18 protein-coding genes, 1 tRNA gene and 1 pseudogene are annotated in these 24,655 nt (G+C 46.5%); 15 read left to right on the top strand and 5 right to left on the bottom strand.

Going from position 1 to position 24,655, the window contains the following annotated elements; translation table 11 throughout:
* Nucleotides 1-36: 36 nt before the first annotated feature.
* Complete coding sequence (gene rpoC / locus B5D48_RS04415; protein WP_023936396.1) at nucleotides 37-4,371, top strand: DNA-directed RNA polymerase subunit beta'; 4,335 nt, start codon at nucleotides 37-39, stop codon at nucleotides 4,369-4,371.
* 312 nt (nucleotides 4,372-4,683) lie between these two features.
* On the opposite strand, the pseudogene B5D48_RS09230 reads toward rpoC, so the two are convergent.
* Together B5D48_RS09230 and B5D48_RS04410 are read right to left on the bottom strand one after the other, a co-directional pair.
* Nucleotides 4,684-4,797: pseudogene (locus B5D48_RS09230) on the bottom strand (IS5 family transposase); the annotation flags it as partial.
* 215 nt (nucleotides 4,798-5,012) lie between these two features.
* The gene (locus B5D48_RS04410) at nucleotides 5,013-5,417 is read right to left on the bottom strand and encodes a nuclear transport factor 2 family protein (protein WP_023936403.1); all 405 of its coding nucleotides are present in this window, start codon (nucleotides 5,415-5,417) and stop codon (nucleotides 5,013-5,015) included.
* 132 nt (nucleotides 5,418-5,549) lie between these two features.
* On the opposite strand from B5D48_RS04410, the gene B5D48_RS04405 reads away from it, so the two are divergent.
* Nucleotides 5,550-5,864: a winged helix-turn-helix transcriptional regulator gene (locus B5D48_RS04405; RefSeq protein ID WP_036888383.1), complete on the top strand. Its 315-nt coding sequence runs from the start codon at nucleotides 5,550-5,552 to the stop codon at nucleotides 5,862-5,864.
* A gap of 631 nt (nucleotides 5,865-6,495) precedes the next feature.
* On the opposite strand, the gene recG is transcribed toward B5D48_RS04405, so the two are convergent.
* Together recG and B5D48_RS04390 are read right to left on the bottom strand one after the other, a co-directional pair.
* The gene (gene recG, locus B5D48_RS04395) at nucleotides 6,496-8,598 is read right to left on the bottom strand and encodes an ATP-dependent DNA helicase RecG (RefSeq protein WP_042120169.1); all 2,103 of its coding nucleotides are present in this window, start codon (nucleotides 8,596-8,598) and stop codon (nucleotides 6,496-6,498) included.
* Between the two features lie 188 nt (nucleotides 8,599-8,786).
* The gene (locus B5D48_RS04390) at nucleotides 8,787-9,365 is read right to left on the bottom strand and encodes a hypothetical protein (RefSeq protein WP_143742805.1); all 579 of its coding nucleotides are present in this window, start codon (nucleotides 9,363-9,365) and stop codon (nucleotides 8,787-8,789) included.
* A gap of 312 nt (nucleotides 9,366-9,677) precedes the next feature.
* On the opposite strand from B5D48_RS04390, the gene B5D48_RS04385 reads away from it, so the two are divergent.
* The 7 genes from B5D48_RS04385 to B5D48_RS04355 all read left to right on the top strand — a co-directional run bounded on the left by B5D48_RS04385 (nucleotide 9,678) and on the right by B5D48_RS04355 (nucleotide 17,764).
* Entirely contained in the window at nucleotides 9,678-10,847 is a 1,170-nt protein-coding gene (locus B5D48_RS04385; protein ID WP_023936417.1) for a hypothetical protein, read from the top strand.
* A complete protein-coding gene (locus B5D48_RS04380; protein ID WP_042120171.1) occupies nucleotides 10,847-11,587 on the top strand; it encodes an SAM-dependent methyltransferase in 741 nt (246 codons plus the stop codon). Before B5D48_RS04385 ends, B5D48_RS04380 begins: the two co-directional genes overlap by 1 nt.
* The gene (locus B5D48_RS04375; RefSeq protein WP_023936421.1) at nucleotides 11,584-13,035 is read left to right on the top strand and encodes a methyltransferase RsmF C-terminal domain-like protein; all 1,452 of its coding nucleotides are present in this window, start codon (nucleotides 11,584-11,586) and stop codon (nucleotides 13,033-13,035) included. Before B5D48_RS04380 ends, B5D48_RS04375 begins: the two co-directional genes overlap by 4 nt.
* 185 nt (nucleotides 13,036-13,220) lie before the next feature.
* Nucleotides 13,221-13,291 (top strand) — tRNA-Gln (locus B5D48_RS04370).
* A 758-nt stretch (nucleotides 13,292-14,049) separates the two neighbouring features.
* Nucleotides 14,050-15,837 (top strand): translation elongation factor 4, encoded by a 1,788-nt coding sequence (gene lepA, locus B5D48_RS04365; protein WP_036888446.1) that lies wholly within the window; start codon nucleotides 14,050-14,052, stop codon nucleotides 15,835-15,837.
* A 32-nt stretch (nucleotides 15,838-15,869) separates the two neighbouring features.
* Nucleotides 15,870-17,414, top strand: coding sequence for a replicative DNA helicase (gene dnaB, locus B5D48_RS04360; protein WP_023936429.1), 1,545 nt, complete (start codon nucleotides 15,870-15,872; stop codon nucleotides 17,412-17,414).
* A 125-nt stretch (nucleotides 17,415-17,539) separates the two neighbouring features.
* Entirely contained in the window at nucleotides 17,540-17,764 is a 225-nt protein-coding gene (locus B5D48_RS04355) for a hypothetical protein (RefSeq protein WP_023936430.1), read from the top strand.
* A gap of 285 nt (nucleotides 17,765-18,049) precedes the next feature.
* On the opposite strand, the gene B5D48_RS04350 is transcribed toward B5D48_RS04355, so the two are convergent.
* A complete protein-coding gene (locus B5D48_RS04350; RefSeq protein WP_023936432.1) occupies nucleotides 18,050-18,988 on the bottom strand; it encodes a ribose-phosphate pyrophosphokinase in 939 nt (312 codons plus the stop codon).
* Nucleotides 18,989-19,168: 180 nt separating this feature from the next.
* On the opposite strand from B5D48_RS04350, the gene B5D48_RS04345 reads away from it, so the two are divergent.
* The 6 genes from B5D48_RS04345 to greA all read left to right on the top strand — a co-directional run bounded on the left by B5D48_RS04345 (nucleotide 19,169) and on the right by greA (nucleotide 24,613).
* Complete coding sequence (locus tag B5D48_RS04345) at nucleotides 19,169-20,443, top strand: alkaline phosphatase family protein (RefSeq protein WP_078801681.1); 1,275 nt, start codon at nucleotides 19,169-19,171, stop codon at nucleotides 20,441-20,443.
* Between the two features lie 13 nt (nucleotides 20,444-20,456).
* Entirely contained in the window at nucleotides 20,457-20,990 is a 534-nt protein-coding gene (locus tag B5D48_RS04340; RefSeq protein ID WP_023936437.1) for a DUF4924 family protein, read from the top strand.
* 28 nt (nucleotides 20,991-21,018) lie between these two features.
* Nucleotides 21,019-21,936, top strand: coding sequence for a dTDP-4-dehydrorhamnose reductase (gene rfbD / locus B5D48_RS04335; protein ID WP_023936439.1), 918 nt, complete (start codon nucleotides 21,019-21,021; stop codon nucleotides 21,934-21,936).
* A 33-nt stretch (nucleotides 21,937-21,969) separates the two neighbouring features.
* Complete coding sequence (locus B5D48_RS04330) at nucleotides 21,970-23,280, top strand: UDP-glucose dehydrogenase family protein (RefSeq protein WP_023936441.1); 1,311 nt, start codon at nucleotides 21,970-21,972, stop codon at nucleotides 23,278-23,280.
* A gap of 225 nt (nucleotides 23,281-23,505) precedes the next feature.
* Entirely contained in the window at nucleotides 23,506-23,769 is a 264-nt protein-coding gene (locus B5D48_RS04325; RefSeq protein WP_023936443.1) for a hypothetical protein, read from the top strand.
* Nucleotides 23,770-24,142: 373 nt separating this feature from the next.
* Nucleotides 24,143-24,613 carry a transcription elongation factor GreA gene (greA, locus tag B5D48_RS04315; RefSeq protein ID WP_023936448.1) on the top strand — a complete coding sequence of 157 codons (471 nt, stop codon included), beginning with the start codon at nucleotides 24,143-24,145 and terminating at the stop codon, nucleotides 24,611-24,613.
* The last annotated feature ends 42 nt before the right edge of the window (nucleotides 24,614-24,655 follow it).

The following is a 24,655-nucleotide window of genomic DNA, read 5'->3' as shown; positions in this document are numbered from 1 at the left end:
AGAGTCGGCAGAGCATACTAATAACACATAAGGTATATGGCTTTTAAGAAAGAAAATAAGATAAAGAGCAATTTCTCCCGTATCACTGTGTCTCTTGCTTCCCCGGAAGAGATTTTGGAGAACTCGTGTGGAGAAGTTCTTAAGCCCGAAACAATCAATTATCGTACCTATAAGCCTGAGCGAGATGGATTGTTCTGTGAACGTATCTTCGGACCGGTAAAGGATTTCGAGTGCCATTGTGGTAAATACAAGCGTATTCGCTATCGTGGTATTGTTTGTGACCGTTGTGGTGTAGAGGTAACCGAGAAAAAAGTGCGCAGAGAGCGCATGGGGCATATCTTGCTAGAGGTGCCGGTGGCTCATATTTGGTATTTCCGTTCCTTGCCCAACAAGATTGGCTATTTGTTGGGATTGCCGACTAAGACCCTGGATGCTATTATCTACTATGAGAAGTACATTGTAGTACAACCGGGTATCGCTGCCCATCTGCTTCGTGAAGAGGAGGAAAAACCTCTTTCAGCAATGGATACTCTAACGGAGGAGGAATATCTCAATTTGTTGGATGAAGTCTTGAAAAAAGACCCCACAAATCAGGAGCTACCCAATACCGACCCGAATAAGTTTATTGCCAAAATAGGGGCTGAGGCTGTTTATGACCTTTTGCAAAGGGTGAACTTGGACGAGTTGTCTTACGAATTGCGTTACAGTGCAAATCATGGCAATTCGCAACAGCGCAAGAATGAAGCTCTTAAACGCTTGCAGGTAGTTGAGAGTTTCCGCTCTTCAGCACATATCAATAAGCCCGAATGGATGATCATGAAGGTCATTCCTGTAATTCCACCGGATCTGAGACCTCTGGTTCCATTGGATGGAGGACGCTTTGCAACTTCCGATTTGAATGACCTTTATCGAAGAGTTATCATACGTAACAATCGCCTCAAGAGGCTCATCGAGATAAAGGCCCCGGAGGTTATTTTGCGCAATGAGAAGCGTATGCTTCAGGAGGCTGTAGACAGTCTTTTTGATAATAGTCGCAAGAGCAGTGCCGTAAAAGGGGATAACAATCGTCCTTTGAAGTCCCTTTCTGATAGCTTGAAGGGCAAGCAAGGGCGTTTCCGTCAGAACTTGCTGGGTAAGCGTGTTGACTACTCTGCGCGTTCGGTTATCGTGGTTGGGCCCGAGCTGAAGATGCATGAATGCGGTCTGCCAAAGGATATGGCTGCAGAGCTGTATAAACCGTTTGTGATACGTAAGCTGATAGAGCGAGGCATTGTCAAGACAGTCAAGAGTGCCAAAAAGATTGTGGATCGCAAAGAGCCACTGATTTGGGATATTCTGGAGAATGTCATGAAAGGACATCCGGTGCTGCTTAACCGTGCTCCTACTCTTCACCGATTGGGTATACAGGCTTTTCAACCCAAGATGATTGAGGGTAAGGCCATTCAGTTACATCCATTGTCTTGTACTGCTTTTAATGCGGACTTCGATGGAGACCAGATGGCGGTACACTTGCCTTTGGGTACGGAGGCTGTGCTTGAGGCCCAGATTTTGATGCTTGCCTCTCATAACATCCTTAACCCGGCCAATGGTGCCCCTATCACAGTGCCTTCTCAGGATATGGTATTGGGGCTCTATTATATCACCAAGCTCAGACCCGGAGCCAAAGGGGCCGGCCTCACTTTCTACGGACCTGAAGAGGCCACGATAGCCTACAATGAGGGCAAAGTTGATTTACATGCTCCGGTGAAAGTCCTCGTGGAAGATCGAGTAGACGGTGCTCTTGTGACTCGTATGGTCGAGACTTCTGTTGGCCGTTTGATGGTGAATGAGCTTGTTCCCGAGGAAGTTGGGTACATCAATGAACTGCTGGGTAAGAAAGCTTTGCGAGATATCATTGGTTTAGTAATCAAGATCTGTGGTGTGGCCCGAACAGCTCAGTTCCTGGATGATATCAAGAACCTTGGTTATTACATGGCATTCAAGGGAGGATTGTCTTTCAATCTTGGAGACGTGATTATTCCACAGGAGAAGCAAAAGTTGATCGATGAAGGCTATGAAAAAGTGGCCGAAACGATGAACAACTACTCTATGGGGTTCATCACAAACAATGAGCGCTACAACCAGATTATCGATACTTGGACACATATCAATGCTAAGTTGTCTAATGTGCTGATCGATCATCTGGCCAAGGATAACGAAGGCTTCAACTCGGTGTTCATGATGATGGACTCCGGGGCGCGTGGTTCTAAGGAACAGATTCGTCAGCTATCCGGTATGCGCGGCCTGATGGCTAAGCCTCAAAAGAGTGGTGTAGAAGGTGGGCAGATTATCGAGAACCCGATTCTTTCGAACTTCAAGGAGGGACTATCGGTATTGGAATACTTTATCTCTACTCACGGAGCGCGTAAAGGTTTGGCGGATACAGCTCTTAAGACAGCTGACGCCGGTTATCTGACACGTCGTTTGGTCGATGTCTCTCATGATGTGATTATATCTGAGGAGGATTGCGGTACTCTTCGTGGATTAGTCACTGGAGAGCTGCGTAAGAACGAAGAGGTTGTTGCTTCTCTCTACGATCGTATACTCGGTCGTGTATCGGTGCATGATGTTGTACATCCGAATACCGGGGAAATCCTTGTTCATTCTGGAGAGGAAATTCGTGAGCAGCAGGCTCAGCTGATTCAGGATTCGCCCATTGAGACCGTTGAGATTCGCTCTGTACTTACTTGTGAATCTAAACAAGGAGTTTGTGCCAAGTGCTATGGTCGTAATTTGGCTACAAACAAGATGGTGCAGCGAGGAGAAGTTGTCGGCGTGATTGCTGCTCAGTCTATTGGAGAGCCAGGTACACAGCTTACTCTTCGTACTTTCCACGTTGGGGGTATCGCTTCTAATATCGCTACGGAAAACAGCATGATTTCTAAGTTTGATGCTGTACTTGATTTTGAGGAACTACGAATCGTGGATGTTGAAGACTCTGATAAGCCTTATTCAGTGGTTGTGAGTCGAATGACAGAGATGCGTCAGGTGGATCCCAATACTGGTATTGTGTTGGCGACACACAATGTTCCCTATGGAGCTAAGCTCTACAAACAGAAGGGCGATAGTGTGAAGAAGGGCGATGTGATATTTGAATGGGACCCCTTCAATGCTGTTATTGTCTCTGAGTCTGATGGTAAACTGGAGTTTGAGAACTTCGAGGAGAATGTTACCTACAAAGTGGAATCTGACGATACAACAGGACTTCGAGAGAAGATCGTTATCGAATCGAAGGATAAAACAAAAGCTCCGTCAGTAACGGTTATCGATGCTAATGGCAATCCTCAGCGCACTTATAACCTTCCGCTTGGTGCACACGTAGTCAAAGATCCTGGCACCATGGTTAAAGTAGGGGAGACATTGGTGAAAATCCCACGAGCCATAGGCAAGTCAGGGGACATCACCGGAGGTTTGCCTCGTGTGACAGAGTTATTTGAAGCACGTAATCCAAGCAACCCGGCTGTCGTCTCTGAGATCGATGGTGAGGTTACTTTTGGTCGTATTAAGCGAGGTAATCGTGAGATCACGGTGACTAGCAAACTCGGAGAGGTGAAGAAATACCTTGTGCCTCTATCCAAGCAGATTTTGGTGCAGAGTAACGACTTCGTGCGTTCCGGTACCCCTCTTTCTGATGGTGCCATCACTCCGGCTGATATTTTGGCCATCAAAGGTCCGACGGCTGTACAAGAGTACATCGTTAATGAAGTGCAGGATGTTTACCGTTTGCAGGGTGTAAAGATCAATGACAAGCACTTCGAGGTGATCGTTCGCCAGATGATGCGTAAGGTAGAGATCATGGATCCGGGAGATACTCGTTTCTTGGAGCGCCAGATCGTGGATAAGCAGGAGGTTATGGAAGAAAATGACCGCATTTGGGATAAGAAGATTGTTGAAGATGCCGGAGACTCCCAGAACTTCAAACCGGGGCAGATCGTAACTTTGCGCAAATTGAGAGATGAAAATTCAATGCTCAAACGCAAGGATTTGCGTCCGGTGGTAACCAGAGATGCTAAGCCAGCTACTTCTAACCAAATCCTGCAAGGTATTACTCGGGCTGCGTTGCAGACAACCAGCTTTATGAGTGCTGCTTCTTTCCAGGAGACAACCAAGGTGCTTAATGAGGCTGCGATCAACGGAAAGTCCGATACGCTTGAAGGTCTTAAAGAGAATGTGATCTGCGGTCATCTCATACCTGCCGGAACTAGTCTGCGCGCTTACGACAAGCTGATCGTGATGCATAAGGATGATTACGAGAAGGTGCAAGCCGAGAGCAAGTTGCTTACTACTCTTCCTGAGAAAACCGAGCGAGAAGCAGAGGCTGTAGAGGCTTGATACATTTAGAGAGCTAAGTTCTCTTTCTCTTTCTGATTCATAAGAAGTTGGCCAATGGAATAAACATCCATTGGCCAACTTCTTTTTTTTGAGAATGAAAATGCATTAAAACAAGCCATTGTATGGACCACAACGATCTTTTGATTGTTCTCTCTTTCTTGAGACCATTGGAGACCATTGCGCAATAGAAAGTCGGTAGCCTTGTTCTTTCAGACCGTGTTTTGCTATTTGAGGTCGTGTTTTTCAGCTGTGATATTCTCCTCCTTTACCCCGATCTTGTGGAAAATCGCCACAAGGTCGGGGATTTTGTGCTTATTTGGCACTTTGAAGCACAATAAGCCTTGGCATACGCTTGAGATTGTACGCCATGGCTTCAAGGATACTCTGTGTATGTGTCTTGTCTAACCCTCGGTAGCGGCATCTTCCCCGAGAACCACCGGAGACCATTGCATAGCACTCTGTGCCTTTGTTCGTGAGTTGTAGTAAAAACAGATGAGACAGTTGAATATGAAAACAGGTAGCAAGAAGCACTCTTCTTACTGCCTGTTTCTTATGGCGGATTATTGTACCACCGAAAACCTGTTGTATACTCCGCCTTTGTTGTGCGATGACAGTTCCAAGTTTACACTAAGGAGGGGCTGTCAGTCTTGTGCCAACGCTGTCCAAAATTGATCTTCTTCGTCAATTCTCTCAGAAAAAAGCCACACCTCCTTTATCAAGTCATTATCAAAGCGAAAGAGATCTACTCCTTTCATTTCTATCGAATGTCCACTTGCAGATACCATAAAACCAATAGACGCTACAACTAAGTCTCCATTTTCCGTTATGTAATCCACGTGGTTGATGGCGAAAGTACCATTGCTCAATTGAGCCATTCTTCCCAAATGAGCGAAAACACTCTGTTTCCCGTTGTAAATGCCTGACAGTGTACCTTCTCCCGGCTGATGCCATATCAAATTATCGGAAAGTAATGCTCCTACTGTTTCAAAATCACCCTGTGCTAAAGCAGTGTAAAATTGGCTCACTTTTTCAGTTTTCTTTTCCATAGATCTGTGTTTTACTTATTGAAATCACTGTAAAGTAATGCCGATGCTTTATAATATACAAGTACATACAATATTGTATGATACATACTATATTGATAGATTTGCTGATTATCAGTAGTAAAAGACTTTATTATGGAAAGAAAAATTTCGGACAACGAATGTCCTGTGCGGAAGTCAATGCAGATTTTCGCTGGAAAGTGGACTCTGCTCATCATTTTCCAAATCAATCGAAGGATAATCCGTTACGGAGAGCTCAAACGAGCGATTCCCGGCATAAGTGAGAAGATGCTTATTGATGAACTGAAATTTCTTTGCAGCAAAGGATTGGTCAAAAAGAAACACTATCCGGAGGTTCCTCCCAAAGTGGAGTACTCTCTCACACCATTAGGCGAAAAAGTATTGCCTATTATTGATGAGATCGCCAGATTTGGAATGGAGAATTTGTGAGCCATAAGTTCCTCTACAAATAGACCTTGTTTGGGAGAGTGTAGCGTTCCCGTGAGTGCTATATAACATTTTGCTTGCTAGCGCATATTGCTTGGAGACAAACCAAAGACAATTGAATTGTCATACTGTTAAACAGGAAAATGAGACTGCATCAAGATTCAATTTTGGCTCGGTCTCTTTCCCTGACTCGGGTATAATGAATCTTTCCATCCCTTGCAATCTATATCTATAATTCCTAATCAAGAACGGGAGAGAATAAAGAGAGGCTAGGGACTCGATGTCGTATAAAGTTTATAGGTACATAGATAATAAAGACAGAAAATGAACTGGGATGATGCAGGCAATGCGAGTAAGACTACAAGAGAGAGTGGATAAAAAGAAAATGACTCAAGCTCGTATATTGATCGGATATAATCGTTCCAAATTCGAGTGTAACTCTGCACACAATAGGATTGTTCTTTCTGCGTGTAGTCAGCTCATTGCTTCTGTATACAATTGGGTTGTTCCCTCCGTGTGTAATCAGCTTATTGCCTCTGTATACAACAGGGTTGTTCCTTCTGTATGTAATCAGATCATTCCCTTTCCACGGAGATAAAAACAACAATGAGTGCACAAAGCCTTGAGAGAGTAATCAACTGATATTGCGGTAATCTTCGTCTGTGTGCCTATTGAGATACTGCAGATGCTCTCGAATGAGGGAGTTTTTTTGTAAAGACAGTTTGGGGTCTTCTGAGATAACTTCTTCGGCTACATGACGAGCCAACGCAACTAACTGTGCATCTGTAGCCGGGTTGGCTATTTTCAGTGTCAGTTCACGCCCACTTTGTCGAGTCCCCTCTATTTCACCGAAACCTCTTTGGCGCATATCCTCCTCAGCAACTACAAAACCATCGTTCGTTTCACACATTACCTCAATTCGTTTCTTTGCGTCGGATCCCGATTTTGTGTCAGTGATCAGGATGCAATAGCTCTGCTCTGCCCCACGCCCCACACGTCCTCTTAATTGGTGCAGCTGAGAGAGACCAAAACGCCCGGCGTCCTCGATAATCATTACCGTGGCATTGGGAACATTCACTCCTACCTCTATGACGGTTGTAGCCAAGAGTATTCGCTTTTTTCCCGAGACAAAAGCAGCCATGGCAGCTGCCTTATCACGTGCATTCATTTTTCCATGTACCCAGCCGACTTTTTCTGAGCCGAAGACAGCTGAGTAGAGTTCGTAGCCCTCTTCCAAATTTTTGTAGTCATCTTTCTCGCTCCCCTCTATCATGGGAAAAACGACATAGGCTTGTCTGCCCGCCTGAAGCTGACGATGCAGAAAATCGAAAACGGTATGTATATCGTTGCTGTAGCGGTGGAGGGTGAGTATCGGTTTGCGGCCGGGAGGCAACTCATCGATTACGGAGACATCCAAATCGCCATAGAGAGTCATTGCCAGAGTACGAGGAATAGGGGTAGCAGACATGATGAGGACATGAGGAAGTCGCTCTAAGTTCTTGATCCAGAGCTTGGCTCTTTGTTCAACTCCAAAGCGATGTTGCTCATCAATCACAGCCAATCCCAATCGCTTAAATCGGACAGTTGGCTCAAGCAAGGCGTGGGTGCCGACAACGATGGGAGCCTCTCCGGATAGCAATCGAGGAAGTAATTTCTGTCGTTGAGTCTTGGTTGTAGAGCCGGTGAGCAGGGCAACTTCTATCCCCAGAGGGCTGAGTAATTCGCTGAGTCCTTCGTAGTGTTGTTGTGCGAGAATTTCAGTAGGAGCCATCATGGCTGTCTGACAACCATTGTCCAATGCCAGTAACATGGAAAGCAGGGCAACCATCGTTTTCCCACTGCCCACATCTCCCTGTACCAATCGATTCATTTGGTGCCCACTAAGGGTATCTCGACGTATTTCCCTGAGCACGCGTTTTTGTGCATTCGTCAGTTCAAAAGGAAGATGTTCGTGATAGAAGGTGTTGAATAGATTTCCCACTTGCTCGAATACTTCCCCTTGAAACACTGTCTTGCGTTTGTGTTTCCTGCCTACGAGTTTGAGTTGCAGGTAAAAGAGCTCCTCGAATTTGAGCCGAGCGCGGGCATATTCCAGATCACGGCTATTGCGAGGAAAATGCGCCAGAGTGATAGCCTCGGTATAGGGCATTAGCCCATACCGTTTTATAAGGTCTTCCGGTAAAGTCTCTTCTAAATGCCCTTTCACCGATTTGAGTAGAAGAAAAACCAGCTCCTGTATCTTTCGAGAGTGCAGTCCGGCTCTTTTCATGGCATCGGTGGTGTTATACATAGGCATCAAACCTCCGGTAATACGCTCTGCCGAACTTTCTCTGTCTATTTCTGGATGGGCAATGTTGAATCCATGCCGATAGAGAACCGGCTTCCCGAAAATGATGTATTGTGCACCGGCCGGGTAGAGCTGTTCTATATAGCGATAGCCCTTGAACCAAACCAGCTCTATGGAACCGTATTCGTCTGAAAAAATGGCTGTGAGTCGTCGTTGTCGGCCATTGCCAACTTCTTCGTAACGACGGATATAGCCTCGCAGCTGCACATAAGGCATCTCTGCGTGAATCTCTCTTGTGGTATAGAAGCGTGAGCGGTCTACATAGCGGTAAGGGAAATACTGCAGCAGATCGAGTTTGTTCTCCACTTCGATCTCTTTTTTCAGCACTTCGGCACGTTTGGGGCCGACCCCTGGCAGATAAGCTATGTCTTGCTTCAGCAGGTCATTCATTACTACGGAGGAACTACTCACACTAAGTCCCGAAACAAAGGTAGAGACTATTGTGAGACCTTGGCCCTTTTCATTGTCCATAAGTACGTTCCCTCCATTAGAAAGGGAGAAGTACAACACAAGCCACACAGCCGGAACACCGTCCGCTGTGAGGCAGTCAGAAAAGGCTTAAGTAAAAAAGAGCAGCTTCAGCGAATGACGATAAGCTCTATTTCCCCATGGGCATCCAGGGCTTTGTCTTGTGCCAAGCCGATACTTGTAGATGGTATGCCGGAAGACTCCAAGGCTTGCTTGATTTTATCCATCCGTATTGGGATGAGAAGATCTGCAGGCTTGTAGCTTGCCCGAATGACGATATAACCATATTGCCCGCGTTTAAATCCATCAGATAGGCAGGCTATTTCCGTCAGTACTTCGGGAGACAGATTTCTGTTTTTGTCCTGAAAAGGGACATCCATAGACCATTGATGGTATTTTGCAGATTCGGTCAGATCAAGAGGTTGTACCGGCAAATCACGTTTGAGTCGATTGATGACAGATTGCAGCTTTTCCGGTTGAGCCAAGGTGGTTGCTACGGAAGCTGTATCGTTTTTCAACTCAACAAGAGATAAGACTTTGGATACGAAAGGAGAGAGCTTTTGTGCCTCTATCAGGTAGATATTCTCAGCAGCGATAGGGTAGGTGTTTTCTCCCTGCCGAAGTTGGGCGAAGCTGGCTGTACAAGCCAAGCATAGAGCCAACAGTGTAAGTATTATTCTTCTATTCATCTCTGCGACAAAGGTATAAATCATTTCGAGATAGATGCTACATGGGTTTATTCCACCATCTCTCTATGTCCGTTCGAGGATTGAGTACGGGACTGACAAAATGATAGTTGTACTCAACCTGATAGGATAGTGGCTTGTTATAGCATCACAGTCCCCAAAAGTAAATATCCGAATGCGGGCAACCTTTTTCGGATATGTGCTGTGTCTCTTTCTCCTTCTTGGAATAGAGAAGATGGTGGAAATCAGGATTTAGCACATCTGAGTCAGTTACAGCAGAATAAATATAGAAGTCGTATTAGCGACCCTTGAGGTATGAAAACATCTTGTCCATTCTCCAGTAGTATTCACCCGGCAGAGGGCTTATTGCCTATTTTGTGGGTGGCATGGGGATTGTTGTATATCCAGCCGGGCTTGGTGTTGCTTATTGGTTTTGCTCTGTGCTTTGCTTTGGGCTTACGTTATGCCTTCATGCGCAAACCACTCTGTATGCATACGGCTCTTTTGGGGCCTGCCTTGGCTGTGTTGTTGTCTCTGGCAGTATCCATATTGTGGGAGATAGAGCATAAATCCCACTTACAGCTCGTGTGGCTATCGACTTTTGTTGCTTATTCTCTGATCGAACGATTGTCCGTTTTTCTATACAGGAGAGTCTCGGCAAAAAGTCGTCGGAAGGAGAAGCATAAGGACCAGTCGCAACGCTTGTACATCGCATCCGAGCAGCTCTTGTGCCATTGCTTGCTCTGTCTGTCTTATTTGCCGGCTATCTTGTTGAACTCAATATGGAATGGAGAAGAAACATCGTCGGATCCGGTACTGTATGTAGCCCCGATTGCTACCCTCCTTATCATAGGCTATGAGCTGACTCGCCATTGGCTGTTGCGTAGCCGTTTACATCAGGAAGAATGGCTGCCTTTGCTCAATAGTATGGGTATTCGGGTGGGTCTTACAGCTCGTTCCTCCCTTCATCGGTTCGAAAATCCTCAGCTCTACTACTTGCCCACTGTGAGGGTATTGACGGTTTGTAATGATATGATTTATCTGGAGAGCCGTAAACCGACTGATATTTGTCCGGTGGGAGGATACGACACGCCTTTTCAGAACTTTCTGTCCGATGGGGTAGAGCCGAGTGATTTGGCCGCCTCGATGGTGTACAATCGTTTTTGTGGAATACATCGTCCCCAACCTAAGTGTTTGTTGCACTATAGTTTGGATGGGCAAGAGTGTGGGCGATACATATACCTTTTCATACAACAGATAGAGGCTCCCGATCTTTTACTTTGTCACCAAAGCCCCTGCGAAGGCAAATGGTGGCCTATAGATCAGATAGAGCAACATCTGAATACCCGGACGATTGCTCCCTGTCTCAAAAGTGAATTGCCCTATATATGCCATACTGTGCGTTTGGCCGAACAACTTCGTCAAGCACATGTCGAGAAGCAGTCTCAGCCGGCTTCTTCTTCCAGTCCTAAAATTCTCTTATGATGAATAATCATACGACAAACACCTCCACAGATAGTCGTCCCGGTACTGTCTATCTTATTCCCGTCCCTCTTTCGGAAGGTCCCCTTGATCACGTCTTACCGGCCTATAATGTAGAGTTGCTGGCGCATATACGTCACTTCGTTGTGGAGAATGTGCGTTCGGCCAGACGTTTTCTCAAACTTGCAGACCGCAGTATAGATATTGATAGCCTTCATTTCTATGAATTGAATAAGCACAGTTCTCCCGAAGACGTCGGGAGCTATTTGCATCCATTGGAAGAAGGCGAAGATGTAGGTATGATCAGTGAGGCCGGTTGTCCGGCTGTAGCAGACCCGGGAGCCTTGCTGGTAGCTGCTGCACATAGGGCCGGTTATAGGGTTTGTCCTCTGATTGGGCCATCAAGTATTCTTTTGGCTTTGATGAGCTCCGGATTCAATGGGCAGAGCTTTTCTTTCCATGGCTACTTGCCTATAGATGAGCGAGAGCGACGACAGGCTCTGCAACAGTTGGAGCAAGCTGTAGATCGCCATGGATCCGCACAGATATTTATCGAGACTCCGTACCGCAATGAAAAACTCGTAGACGACCTTTGCCGTTGCTGCAAACCTTCGACCTTACTGTGCATAGCTTCCGATATAACCGGCAGCCGGCAAATGATTAAGACTCAAAGCTTGGGTAAGTGGAAAAAGCATAAACCCGAGTTACACAAAATACCCACCATATTTATATTAGGTAAATGATACATCTTCCTCCGTTACCCAAAGGCTTTGCAGCCGATATGCAGGAGTTGCTCGGTGAAGAAGAATCCCAGCAATTGCTGCATGCCATAGAACAACCGCCTACGATAGCCATACGTATGCACCCATACAAAGCCACAACAGGCTTGATACAGTGTGCTCTTCCTTTTTCTGAGGTCTACAATAGCCCTTACAAAAGAATCCCTTGGTATTCTCCTTGGGGTGTGTATTTGCCGGAGCGACCTTCTTTTACGGCCGATCCTCTCTTTCACGGAGCTGCTTATTATGTTCAGGAGCCCTCTTCCATGGCTTTATCACTTATTCGCCCTCTGCTGGGAACGGCTCCGATTACTGCTCTCGACCTATGTGCTGCTCCGGGTGGTAAGGCGACTCTTCTGGCGGATATTTTACCGACAGGCTCCACACTGGTAGCTAATGAAGTGGTATGGAGCCGTGCTGGTATTTTGGCAGAGAATATGCGTAAGTGGGGTTATTCGCATACTATTTGTTCCGCTGCGGAACCTTCTGTTCTGAGCCGATCGGGCGTTTCTTTCGATCTTATTCTTGTCGATGCTCCCTGTTCGGGTGAGGGTATGTTTCGCAAAGATCCTGATTCTCGTCTCGAATGGTCTCGAGAGCGGGTAGCTCAATCGGCCAAGAGAGCCCGAGAAATTTTGGATGAAGCTTGGAAGATGCTCAAGCCCGGTGGCTTGTTGGTTTATTCGACTTGTACCTACAATAGACAGGAAAACGAAGAGAATGTTGCATATCTGCTCAATGAGCTGGGGGCTAAGCCGGTAGAGCTGGATACCTCGCACATTGCCGAGATGGAGGCTGCAAGGAGAGGGATATCGGGCTATTCGTCTGCTACGACAACTTTCCGCTTTATGCCACATCGTACTGAGGGAGAAGGAATTTTTATGGCTCTTGTGCGCAAAGAAGATCAAGATGTTTCTATGGCTCACCGGAAGAGCAAAAGAAACGACAAGCAGCACAAAGGCTTGGAGGATATCCCTCTGCATATACGACAATGGCTTACTCATCACGAAGATTTTGTATTCCGGAACATGGCGGATGGCTTTATCCATGCTATTCCAAAACCGATAATCCCTATATTAGAGCAATTGGAGTCTGCCAACATTAGGCTTATTATGGCTGGGATAGATTTTGCCGAACTCAAGGGGCGCAATTATGCCCCGGCTCCGGCATTGGCTTTCTCTATAGATCTTGATTTTGAAGCCTTCGATCGTGTAGATCTTTGCCGAGAAGAAGCGCAGCACTATCTGCAGAGACAGGCTATTTCCTTGCATCCGGAAGCTAATAAGGGCTATCTGTTGATTACCTATGCCGGTCTGCCATTGGGGTTTGTCAAGAATGTGGGCAATAGAGCCAATAACCTTTATCCGCATGAATGGCGCATCCGTATGGATCTGAGCAATGCATCCGACTGAAGACTGTACAATGCTCTCTCTTGATGAGCTGGTGAGGAAAGTGTCGATTGGAGAGACCCGTCTCTCTCCGGCCATAAGCTAAGGCGGTAGTCCTTCGGTCAGGGTATTGCGGGGAAAAAATACTTACACTACCTTTGCGGTGCATTTCGGGGTTCCTGTCAAGCAGACCCGAGAAGCTTTGGGCTTGTCTCATGGTGTAATGGTAGCACAACAGGTTTTGGTTCTGTTTGTCAAGGTTCGAATCCTTGTGAGACAACTTTAGAAGGGGCGGTGACGCCCCTTTTTTTTGTATTCTCACCTTTGGACTTATCATACGATATAGTGGTTGCTGCATTCTTTAGTATCATATCGTTGCACAAAACTACATGGGATCAGTATTTATTATTATATAGTGCAAAATATATATGTGTATACATTAAAAAGAGTTTATCTCAAAATAGCCAAGATCGACTGCCATACTACGCAAAAAGAAATCTCTGGGGAGAGAGCGAAATTTCTCTCCTCAGAGAATTTTCGTTCTCTCCTGTGTTAGCAAAATTTCTCTCAGGAGAGAATTTGACCCTCTCAGAATGCCCTGTTCATCGGTGTTTTAGGAGGGGATAAAAAGGTCTCCCAAACGCCTTTTTTCTATTGGTTTTCTCAATATGATGTTTTACTTCTGTTTACAGTATTCCCTGCTACGATATAGGATTGAAACTGTTGCATAGCACAACACTCACTGCGTTATTTTCGATATTCAAGCTTGGTCATATACCATTAAGTATTTCTCTATGTCTCAGTCTTGATACCTTGCTATTACTGCATTCTGCGAAGTAGACAAGAAGACGAGTCTTAATTGCTGTTTTGGAGCCCTTGCGAAAGACTCAAATTTGAGGTATATCTCGGTTGGCAGTAATGGACAGCTATTTTCTTTCCCTATATTTAAGGAGAGATGCAAGCAGCTCCGGGTTTGAACTCTTTTTCCGGAGAAAAAGCTCTGGTTACAAGGCTTGCGATTTGCTATCTTTGTCCCCGATGAAAAATATTAGAAACTTCTGCATCATAGCTCACATCGACCATGGCAAAAGTACCTTGGCCGACCGTCTGCTCGAAATAACGCAAACCGTGAGTGGCAAAGACCTGCAAGATCAGGTCTTGGACAATATGGATCTGGAACGCGAACGTGGTATCACGATCAAGAGCCATGCCATACAGATGAACTATAGCTACAAAGGCGAGCAATTTGTGCTGAACCTGATCGATACTCCGGGACACGTGGATTTCTCCTACGAAGTTTCTCGTTCCATCGCTGCCTGCGAAGGAGCTCTCCTTATCGTTGATGCTGCGCAAGGTATTCAAGCCCAAACAATCTCCAATCTCTATATGGCTCTGGAGCACGATTTGGAGATTATCCCTATCGTCAATAAGTGCGACTTGCCCAGCGCAATGCCCGATGAAGTGGAGGATCAAATCATAGATCTTTTGGGCTGTGACAGGGCAGACATTATTCGGGCCAGTGGAAAGACCGGATTGGGGGTGGATGAGATTTTGTCCGCCATAGTCGAGAGGATACCTGCTCCGGTAGGTGATCCCAATGGGCCCTTGCAGTGTCTGATTTTCGACTCTGTATTCAATTCTTTTCGTGGGATTATTGCCTATTTTAAGGTCGTGAACGGAAGTATAAGCAAGGGTGATCGTGTGAAATTTATGGCGACTGAGTGTGAGTATGATGCCGACGAAGTGGGCGTTCTCAAGCTCGGTATGTCCCCTCGCAATACGGTAAACTGTGGAGATGTGGGATACATCATATCTGGGATCAAGACAAGCAAAGAGGTGAAGGTGGGCGATACGATTACACATATCAATCGGCCTGCTCCCGAAGCGATTGCCGGCTTTGAAGAAGTTAAGCCAATGGTTTTTGCCGGGGTCTATCCTATCGAAACAGAAGACTTTGAGAACTTGCGAGCTTCGCTTGAGAAGCTCCAACTCAACGATGCTTCTCTCACTTTTCAGCCCGAGAGCTCAGCAGCTTTGGGCTTTGGCTTCCGCTGTGGCTTCCTCGGCCTGCTACATATGGAGATTATTCAGGAGCGTTTGGATCGCGAATTTGGCATGAATGTGATCACCACTGTGCCCAACGTATCCTACAAAGTCTACGACAAGAAAGGAAGCTGTACCGAGGTGCATAACCCCAGTGGATTGCCGGATCCAACGCTTATCGACCATATAGAAGAGCCGTATATACGAGCTTCGGTCATTACCAATACCGCTTTCATCGGGCCGATCATGACTCTTTGTCTTGGCAAGCGGGGGATTCTTATCAAGCAGGAGTATATACACGGAGATCGTGTGGAGCTGATCTATGACTTGCCCCTCGGGGAAATAGTGATCGACTTCTACGATAAACTCAAAAGTATTTCCAAGGGTTACGCTTCTTTTGATTATCACATATCGGATTTCCGCCCCTCTAAGTTGGTCAAACTGGACATTCTGCTCAACGGAGAAACCGTGGATGCTCTCTCTACACTCACTCACTTCGACAATGCTCAAAGTTTCGGGAGGCGGATGTGCGAGAAACTGAAAGAGCTGATCCCCCGGCAACAGTTCGACATTGCTATTCAGGCAGCTATCGGAGCTAAGATTATAGCCCGAGAGACCGTGAAAGCTGTTCGCAAGGATGTGACGGCCAAGTGTTATGGAGGAGATATCTCTCGTAAACGTAAGCTCTTGGAGAAGCAGAAAGAAGGGAAAAAGCGGATGAAGCAAATCGGCTCCGTAGAAGTTCCGCAGAAAGCATTCTTGGCTGTTTTGAAATTAGACTGAAAGCGCAAAAATTACCATCACTCCATACCGATATGCCGGCAACTAAGGGGAAGAAATCCAAACTACAAGATCCGGTGGTTATAGCTAACCCCATAGAGGGGCGCATACCACCGCAGGCAATAGAGCTGGAAGAAGCTGTTTTGGGAGCTATATTGCTGGAGAAGGATGCTTACTCATCGGTAAGTGACCTGCTCAAACCTTCTACTTTCTACCTGAAGATACATCAGTTGATCTACGAGGCGATCGTGAGTTTGGCATCCAAACAGAAGCCTATAGACCTGCTTACTGTGACCGAAGAGCTACGGCGTACGGAGAAGCTCGACGAGGTAGGAGGTCCCAGCTATATTGCTTCCCTTACTCTGCGTGTGGCCGGTTCGGCCAATCTGGAGTATCATGCTGCTATCTTGGCTCAGAAGTCCATGAGCCGGCAGTTGATCAGCTTTTCCAGCAAGGTGCTGAAGAATGCTTTTGATGATATTGAGGACATAGAAGATCAAATGCAATCGGCCGAAGCCGAGCTGTTTGAGATCTCACAGCGTAACCTCAAGGAAGAGGTGCGCCAAATAAATCCGATCATCAAGCAGGCCTTGGACGAAATAAGTATTGCAGCCAACCAGACAAGTGGTATCAGTGGTATCACATCGGGCTTCCCGGCTATCGACAAGATGACCTCCGGATGGCAACGCTCGGATCTTGTCATCATTGCTGCACGCCCTGCCATGGGGAAAACGGCTTTTGTCCTCTCAATGGCCAGAAACATAGCTGTGGACTACAATATCCCGGTTGCGGTGTTCAACCTCGAAATGAGTTCGGTGCAGTTGGTAAAGCGTCTGATCAGCAATGTCTGTGAAATACCGGGCGACAAAATCAAAAGTGGTCGTCTGGAAAAATACGAATGGGCACAGTTGGACAAGAAACTACAAGTCCTTACCGATAAACCGCTTTTCATAGATGAGACCCCTTCTCTGTCTATCTTTGAGTTGCGCACAAAAGCCCGACGTCTGGTGCGAGAGCACGGTGTGCAGATTATCATTATCGACTACCTGCAGTTGATGAATGCATCAGGGATGAATGTGGGTAACCGAGAGCAGGAAGTGAGTATGATCTCTCGCTCTCTCAAGGTATTGGCCAAGGAACTCAAGATACCGATCATAGCTCTTTCGCAGCTTAATCGTGGTGTAGAGACCCGGCAAGGGGATTTCAATAGTAAACGCCCTCAACTTTCGGACTTGCGTGAATCAGGGGCGATTGAACAAGATGCCGATATCGTTTGCTTTATCCACAGACCCGAGTACTATAAGATATTTCAGGATCCGGATGGCAACTCTCTGATCGGCTTGGCGGAATTTATCATTGCCAAGCATCGAAATGGTCCCATAGGGGATGTGCGTATTCGTTTCCGGGCTGAGTTTGCCAAATTCCTCCCCCTGGAAGCCGAGCTTTCTACCATACGAGAGTCTGCGGCTGGCCGAACAGACGAAGAAGCGCAAGATCCACTTGCCGTTATGGGTACAACTCCCCTGCAATCTCAAGATGACTTTCTGAGTGGAACTCCACTCACGGACTTGCCGTACTAAGCCGATAGGGCGGTTTTCCCTTCTCTTTCCGAAGTAGAGAACTTCTCTCTCCTTAAAACATTTTGGCAGGGTAGAGTATTTAGCTATTGAGAACTTATGAATTAAACCTAATCAACATAGAAATTATGAGAGCACACAGACCACTCAATTTTAGTTTCGCCGAAAAGCCGGTGAATTGCCCTGCTTGTGGCAAAAATTCCGTTGTAGATGTTGTATATGCTCCAATGGATGAAGCCACGGCCGAGGCTGTACGCCAAGGAAAACTTATTCAGGGGAACGAGGATCCCTCTGCCCCTCACCCTTGTTGGGGGTGTACTTCTTGCGGTACTGTTTTTTTCTGTGAAGAGTGATTTTATATCGGTTTTTGGGGAACTGAAATAGAGAACCCTTTGCATGGATCCAAAAAGGCAATTAAAACTTGTCTTTTTGTCGCCCTTGCAGAATGAGGTAATCCTGAGGGCATCGAGACCAGAGTGCAGAGAACTACTTGTGGTATATGATCAAGCCTGAATATCGATAATAATGTAACGAATGTCGTGTTATACAACAGAGTCAGAGATTTCGGACCATACAAAAAAGGGCTGCCCATAGACCGGGCAGCCCTTTTTGCTTTATTGTGCGTTCCTTGTCTCTGATCAGAAAGAGTAGAGAGAACTAATTGATTCGTGACTGCAAACGCGCTTGATACTCTCAGCGATCATAGCCGCACAAGAGAGGACTTTGACTTTCTCGCATTTCTGAGAGTAGGGGATAGAGTCCGTAAATATCATTTCCATGATTCTGGACTGATCCAGACGCATAGAGGCCGGGTCGCTCATCACTGCATGACTTGCTATGGCACGAACCGAATTGGCTCCATGCTCCATCATCAAATCCGCTGCTTTGGTAATAGTGCCGGCTGTGTCTACAATATCATCCACAAGCAATACATCCTTTCCCTTTACATCCCCAATAATACGCATTTCTGCAACCTCGTTGGCTTTGATGCGACTCTTGTGGCAAATCACCATCGGTACACCCAAATGGCGAGCGTAGCTGTTGGCGCGCTTGGTGCCACCTACGTCCGGAGTAGCAATGACAAGGTTTTGCAGAGGCAGATTGTTGTGTATATAGTCGAGGAAAAGAGCCGATGCGTACAAATGATCCACTGGTACGTTAAAGAATCCTTGGATCTGATCGGCATGCAAATCCATAGTTATCAGGCGGGTTATGCCGGCCGCACTGAGCATGTCGGCAATCAGCTTGGCTCCGATAGATACACGAGGTTTGTCTTTTCTGTCCTGACGTGCCCAACCGAAGTAGGGAATTACGGCTGTGATATAGTGTGCGGAGGCACGCTTGGCGGCATCTACCATCAGCAATAACTCCATCAGATTGTCAGCCGAAGGGTAGGTACTCTGTACCAGAAAAACATCCTTACCACGGATACTTTCTTCGTACCACACTGCGAACTCTCCGTCGGCGAAGTGTTCGATTGTCATCTTGCCCAAAGGGCAGCCCAGACTTGTACAAATCTTCTCGGCCAGGTACCTGGACTTGGAGCCGGAAAAGACAGCGTAATTGTTTTGTTCCATTGTTGTATTATCGGATCTATTTGGATGCAAGATTGGTCTGACAAAGGTAGCAAATTATAAGGATGCTCGGGAAATGCTTCGGGGCAAAAAATGATATTTGTAATTGTGGCAAAATAGCCTGTGGATGGTGTCCTTTATATATCTTTGGAGGATATTTGGTGAAAATAAATATGTGATACAATGAGAAAATATATAATGATTCGCTTGTTGCTATTGTTTGTCCCCGGTTTGATGATCGGCTGCACAACTCGATCTGCGACAACGATAATTGGATCAGCTGCTACAGTAAACGACAATGCTGTCGTTAAGGAGCAAAAAGGAAATGAGCGCAAAGTAGTGATCCTTTCGCTCGATGGCTTTCGTGCCGATTATCTCGACAAGGCACGAACCCCTAATCTCGATTCGATTGCTTCAGTCGGAGTTTCGGGAAGGCTCAGACCTAGCTTCCCCACACTCACATTCCCTAATCATTATAGTATGGTGACCGGGCTTTATCCCAATCATCATGGTTTAGTGGCAAATAGTTTTTTTGACAAAAAGTTGGGTCGCTACAGTATTGGAGATCGTCAGTCCGTAGAACGTGGCGATTTCTATCATGGAGAGCCGATATGGGCAACCGCGGGACGACAAGGGATACGCTCGGCCTCATTCTTTTGGGTAGGCAGCGAAGCGGCTATTGGAGGAAAACGGCCAGACTACTGGATGCAATACAATAGCAAAATCAGCCCACTGACGCGCATAGACTCTGTAATACATTGGCTCAGTATGCCACAAGAGACAGCCCCCGGCATTATTTTGTGGTATATAGAGGAGCCGGACTATACCGGTCACACCTATTCTCCCGATAGCAGGCAGGCAATCGAGAAAGTAGAGCAGATGGACAAGGTTGTCGGAGAGATGTTGGCTCGCTTACGCAAGCTGCCCAATCGAGATCAGATCGATTTCCTCATTGTCTCGGATCATGGTATGGCTACCTATACCCCTGAGCAGTCCATAAATCTAGCTCAATGGCTCGATGAAAAAGACTTTGAATACATAGTAGATGGCGTACCGGCAATCCTGTACCCTCTGCCGGGTAAGGTCGATAAGGTGATGAAGCAGCTTGAACAGGTGCCTCATGTCAAAGTTTATCGCAAAGCAGACATTCCCGATCGGCTGCACTACGGTTCCAATCCTCGCATTGGGGAGATTGTGTTGATACCGGATATCGGTACCTATATTTATTTCAGTACTAACCCAACCTTCGTTACAGGAGGGGCGCACGGGTATGACAATGCTCATCCCGAGATGTTAGCCCTGTTCGCAGCATTCGGTCCGGACTTCCCCAATGCCCATCGCATAGAGCAACCCATACCTAATATCACGATTTACCCTCTGCTATGCCGATTGCTGGGCATAACCCCGGCACCACATGATGCAAAGGAGCAAGATGTAGAGCGTATATTGCAGCCCTAAACAACGACCGACGATGATCACAGCTGACAAACTTAGAGCTGACCATATTGTCAATTACTTGCTATATATGTGGCAGGTAGAGGACTTGATAAGAGCTTGTGACTTGGATATGGATAAGCTGGAGTGCTCTCTTCTGAGTCGCTATAGCATCGAGGGAGAGGAAGCTAAGGAGGTCAAACGTCGCTATGCCGAACTGCTCGATATGATGCTAGGTGAAGGCCTTCGCCAAGAAGGACACCTTAATATTCTGCGTATTGTATTGATGCAGCTGGAGGATTTGCACCGAAATCTATTGGCTGATCCTAAGGAGCAGTTGTACACAAGTCTGTACTATCAGGTTCTCCCCTACATTGTAGGATTGAGGGAGAAGTCCGATGGGAAAGAATGTGGTGAAATCGAAACTCTGTTGGAGGGAATTTACGGCTATTATCTGCTAAAGCTCCAAGGTAAGCCCGTTACCAAAGAAACAACAGAGGCCTTAAGTAGGGTTGGAAACTTTCTGACCCTGCTCTCAGAGCGATACAAGACAAAAGACGAAAACGACTAATGATCGGACAAACCGATCTCTTGAAAGAATGCTTCATGTAATAGCTACCGGAGGGAAAGGACAGTTGGGCCTTGCGCTTGCGGCAGAGGCGGCCGGGCGTGAGAACTTATGCTTTGTAAACCCCGGCCGAGATGTGCTGGATATCAATCAGGATTCGGAGAGTCTGCAAAGGGGGATAGAGAGCCTGCTGTCCAACTCCTCTTTTGACCAACGAAACGACAAATTGATATTCATCAATTGTGCAGCCTACACAGCTGTAGATAAAGCCGAAGAGGATAGAGAAGAGGCTTTTGCTCTCAATGCTTTTGCTCCCCTCAAGCTGGCTTCTTTCATTGCTGATTTAGATTATGCCGGAATGATACAGATCAGTAGTGACTACGTGTTTGATGGAGAGAAGAATCGCCCCTATACCGAACAGGATCTCCCGGCTCCCCGATCTGTATATGGAGCCAGCAAACTTGAGGGCGAGAAGGGTGTGGCGGCCCTTGCTTCTGTCGGGCGTGCTCTTGTTGTGCGAACCTCATGGCTCTACTCTCCCTATCGCTCCAATTTTGTTCTCAATATGCTGCGTCTTGCCAGCGAGCGAGACGAATTGGGAGTAGTAGTCGATCAGATAGGTTCGCCTACCTATGCTCCGCACTTGGCCAAGAGCTTATTGGATATAGCCATGGTGTTCAACCGAGATGTTAAATTCCGAGTTCCCCTTTTGCATCACAGTGATTTGGGAGTAGCTTCTTGGTATGACTTGGCCGCTTATGCACTGTCTTTCCGTCCATCCCCTCAGCACCCCTGTATTCTTCGACCTATCAGTACAGAGGAGTATCCTACGGCTGCCATCCGACCTGCATACAGCGTCTTGTCGAACAGCCTGCTGTATGATGCATACGGGATCAGACCTTCTCATTGGACTTTGGGCGTGCGAGAGCTTCTTTGTGAACGGTCATAAATCAATCCCTCCAGACAATAGAAATCACCCGAGATGAAAATAGCGATCATAGGAATAGGATATGTAGGCCTGGTGAGCGGAGCTTGCTTTGCCGAGCTTGGTGCGGAAGTCTACTGTGTGGATGTAGACGGAGAAAAGATAGAGAAACTGAGGCAAGGTGTTGTGCCCATCTACGAGGCTCGGCTCGAGGCTATTGTCAAACGTAATCTCGAGGCCGGACGCCTTCATTTCGATACGGAGCTTGATCGCGTACTCCCTTATGTGGAGATTGTATTTATAGCTGTGGGGACTCCTCCGGATGAAGACGGGGCAGCCGATTTGAGATATGTGCTGCAAGTTGCGCGCAACATTGGGCGAGCTATGGATAGCTACAAACTTATCGTTTGCAAAAGTACGGTGCCGGTGGGTACCTCCTATTTGGTCAGAGATGCTGTTTCTCATGAATTAGCTGAACGCCAGATGGATATAGCATTCGATGTGGCCTCTAATCCCGAATTTCTGAAAGAAGGAAATGCTGTGGAGGACTTTATGCGTCCGGATCGTGTGGTTGTGGGTGTCGATAGCGAAAGAGCGAAAGAACTGCTTACCTACCTCTACAAACCGATGTTGCTAAATAATTTCCGTGTACTCTTCATGGATATTTCCTCAGCAGAAATGACCAAGTATGCGGCCAATGCCATGCTGGCTACCCGTATCAGCTTCATGAATGATATTGCCAACCTGTGTGAGAGAGTAGGTGCGGATGTCAATATGGTGCGTATGGGGATCGGTAGCGATTCTCGTATTGGTAGTAAATTCCTCTATCCCGGCTGTGGCTACGGAGGTTCTTGTTTCCCGAAAGATGTCAAGGCTCTCATCGAGACAGCCAGAAAGAATGGCTACAGGATGCAGGTGTTGGAGGCGGTAGAGGCTGTAAACAAGGAGCAAAAGAGTGTCCTCTTCGATAAGTTCTTGGCTTATTTTGATGGAGATATTACTGGGCGCAAGGTTGCCGTATGGGGATTGAGCTTCAAGCCCGGAACGGACGACATGAGAGAAGCAACCTCATTAGTCCTGATAGAGGCCCTTTTGGCTGCCGGGTGCATTGTGTCTGTATATGACCCGATTGCAATGGATGAAGCAAGACGCAGATTGGGCGACAAAGTCCGCTATGCTATGGACAAATATGATGCGCTTATAGGAGCCGATGCGCTTTTTCATGTCACTGAATGGAAGGAGTTCCGAATGCCTTCGTGGGAGGTTGTGCGCCGGAGTATGCATACGCCCTTAGTGATTGATGGGCGAAATGTGTACGATATCCCTCGCATATACGATATTATTTACAGAGGGATTGGGGTCAAGTAGGACAGAGACGATGAAGAGGAGGGCTGTTGCACTATTATAATATGTATGCTGTTCCATTCTTTTTTTTCTCCAGAGGGGGTTGCTCCTTTTCAGAGTTTCTCTTTTTGTGAGCTCGAATACTTGAATTTCTGAGATATGAACAGCATGATTTTGCGATACTAAAACTTATTGTACCTTTGTACCCGATATTAAGAATATTACTTATCTCATTTAATTAGAAACAACATGAAGAAAATTGTAGCGGTTGCAGCTATAGCTGCAGCTATGACTCTCGCTTCTTGTGGCGGTAAGACCAATACTACTACATCTGAAGACTCTGCTCGCATTGCAGACTCTATTGCTCAAGTTGAAGCTCAGAAGCAGGCTGAAGAAAATATGATGGTTGCAGCTGACTCTGCTGCTGAAGCAATGGAAGGTGCTGCTGAGCAAGTAAAGGAAGTAGCTCAGGAAGCTTCTAAGGAAGTTGCAGACGCTGCTAAAAAGCTCTAAACTTAGCAAACTTCTAAGCATACCGGACCTCCGAAAGAAGTCTGGCGGAGGGGGTGGGCCTAATGTCTGTCCCCCCACTTTTTTTGTCGCTTGTATCAGGGGACAAAGCTGAAGAAAGCTGATAATCCAGGCAGATAATAGCTCTCAAAGAGCTTCTCTCAGATGGAACCCGGTAGGGAGGTCTCAGTCTATTCGGATTATCTATATTCGGAGGAAGGGTAAGAAAAATCGGAGACTACCCACTGCAAAGTGGGCAGTCTCTGTTTTGCATTATCCGGTTGCAAAAGAAGTTTATCGAAATATAAGAAAACAAGTGTATCAGGGTTGAGGTTTGCATTTTGCGAATCCTTGGTCCGGAAACAAAGAAAAAACAATGGCATACACCTATATGACACAAGACGGCTACGACAAGTTGGTGGCCGAAATCAACGAACTGGAGAGTGTGCAACGTCCGGAGATCTCTCGACAGATAGCCGAAGCAAGAGACAAGGGGGACTTGTCTGAAAATGCCGAATATGATGCGGCCAAGGAAGCACAAGGTATATTAGAAAGCAAAATAAGCCAGCTCAAAGGTCTGTTGGCTAACGCCCGTATTATAGACGAAAGTCTCGTAGGGACGGATACTGTGCAGATACTCAATCGGGTCACGATCAAGAATCTCAAGAATGGGGCTACTATGACTTATACGCTGGTGTCTGACTCGGAAGCCAATATCAAAGAGGGAAAGATGTCTGTAAACACCCCCATCGCTCGAGGTCTTATGGGAAAGAAAGTGGGAGATAAGGCTGAAATCACTGTACCAGGAGGTATACAGACCTTTGAAATCGTGGAGATCGCAATCTAAACAAATCTCTTTCCTTATATTTGTTTTCATTAGAAGTCCAAT

The sequence above is a fragment of the Porphyromonas crevioricanis genome (assembly GCF_900167225.1).
Classification (GTDB): domain Bacteria; phylum Bacteroidota; class Bacteroidia; order Bacteroidales; family Porphyromonadaceae; genus Porphyromonas; species Porphyromonas crevioricanis.
This window is presented reverse-complemented; position numbering and strand designations above follow the sequence as displayed.

Coding starts and splice junctions, on each gene's coding strand:
- rpoC (WP_023936396.1), top strand. CDS start 37: ATGGCTTTTAAGAAAGAAAATAAGATAAAGAGCAATTTCTCCCGTATC.
- B5D48_RS04410 (WP_023936403.1), bottom strand. CDS start 5,417: ATGGAAAAGAAAACTGAAAAAGTGAGCCAATTTTACACTGCTTTAGCA.
- B5D48_RS04405 (WP_036888383.1), top strand. CDS start 5,550: ATGGAAAGAAAAATTTCGGACAACGAATGTCCTGTGCGGAAGTCAATG.
- recG (WP_042120169.1), bottom strand. CDS start 8,598: ATGAATGACCTGCTGAAGCAAGACATAGCTTATCTGCCAGGGGTCGGC.
- B5D48_RS04390 (WP_143742805.1), bottom strand. CDS start 9,365: ATGAATAGAAGAATAATACTTACACTGTTGGCTCTATGCTTGGCTTGT.
- B5D48_RS04385 (WP_023936417.1), top strand. CDS start 9,678: ATGAAAACATCTTGTCCATTCTCCAGTAGTATTCACCCGGCAGAGGGC.
- B5D48_RS04380 (WP_042120171.1), top strand. CDS start 10,847: ATGAATAATCATACGACAAACACCTCCACAGATAGTCGTCCCGGTACT.
- B5D48_RS04375 (WP_023936421.1), top strand. CDS start 11,584: ATGATACATCTTCCTCCGTTACCCAAAGGCTTTGCAGCCGATATGCAG.
- lepA (WP_036888446.1), top strand. CDS start 14,050: ATGAAAAATATTAGAAACTTCTGCATCATAGCTCACATCGACCATGGC.
- dnaB (WP_023936429.1), top strand. CDS start 15,870: ATGCCGGCAACTAAGGGGAAGAAATCCAAACTACAAGATCCGGTGGTT.
- B5D48_RS04355 (WP_023936430.1), top strand. CDS start 17,540: ATGAGAGCACACAGACCACTCAATTTTAGTTTCGCCGAAAAGCCGGTG.
- B5D48_RS04350 (WP_023936432.1), bottom strand. CDS start 18,988: ATGGAACAAAACAATTACGCTGTCTTTTCCGGCTCCAAGTCCAGGTAC.
- B5D48_RS04345 (WP_078801681.1), top strand. CDS start 19,169: ATGAGAAAATATATAATGATTCGCTTGTTGCTATTGTTTGTCCCCGGT.
- B5D48_RS04340 (WP_023936437.1), top strand. CDS start 20,457: ATGATCACAGCTGACAAACTTAGAGCTGACCATATTGTCAATTACTTG.
- rfbD (WP_023936439.1), top strand. CDS start 21,019: ATGCTTCATGTAATAGCTACCGGAGGGAAAGGACAGTTGGGCCTTGCG.
- B5D48_RS04330 (WP_023936441.1), top strand. CDS start 21,970: ATGAAAATAGCGATCATAGGAATAGGATATGTAGGCCTGGTGAGCGGA.
- B5D48_RS04325 (WP_023936443.1), top strand. CDS start 23,506: ATGAAGAAAATTGTAGCGGTTGCAGCTATAGCTGCAGCTATGACTCTC.
- greA (WP_023936448.1), top strand. CDS start 24,143: ATGGCATACACCTATATGACACAAGACGGCTACGACAAGTTGGTGGCC.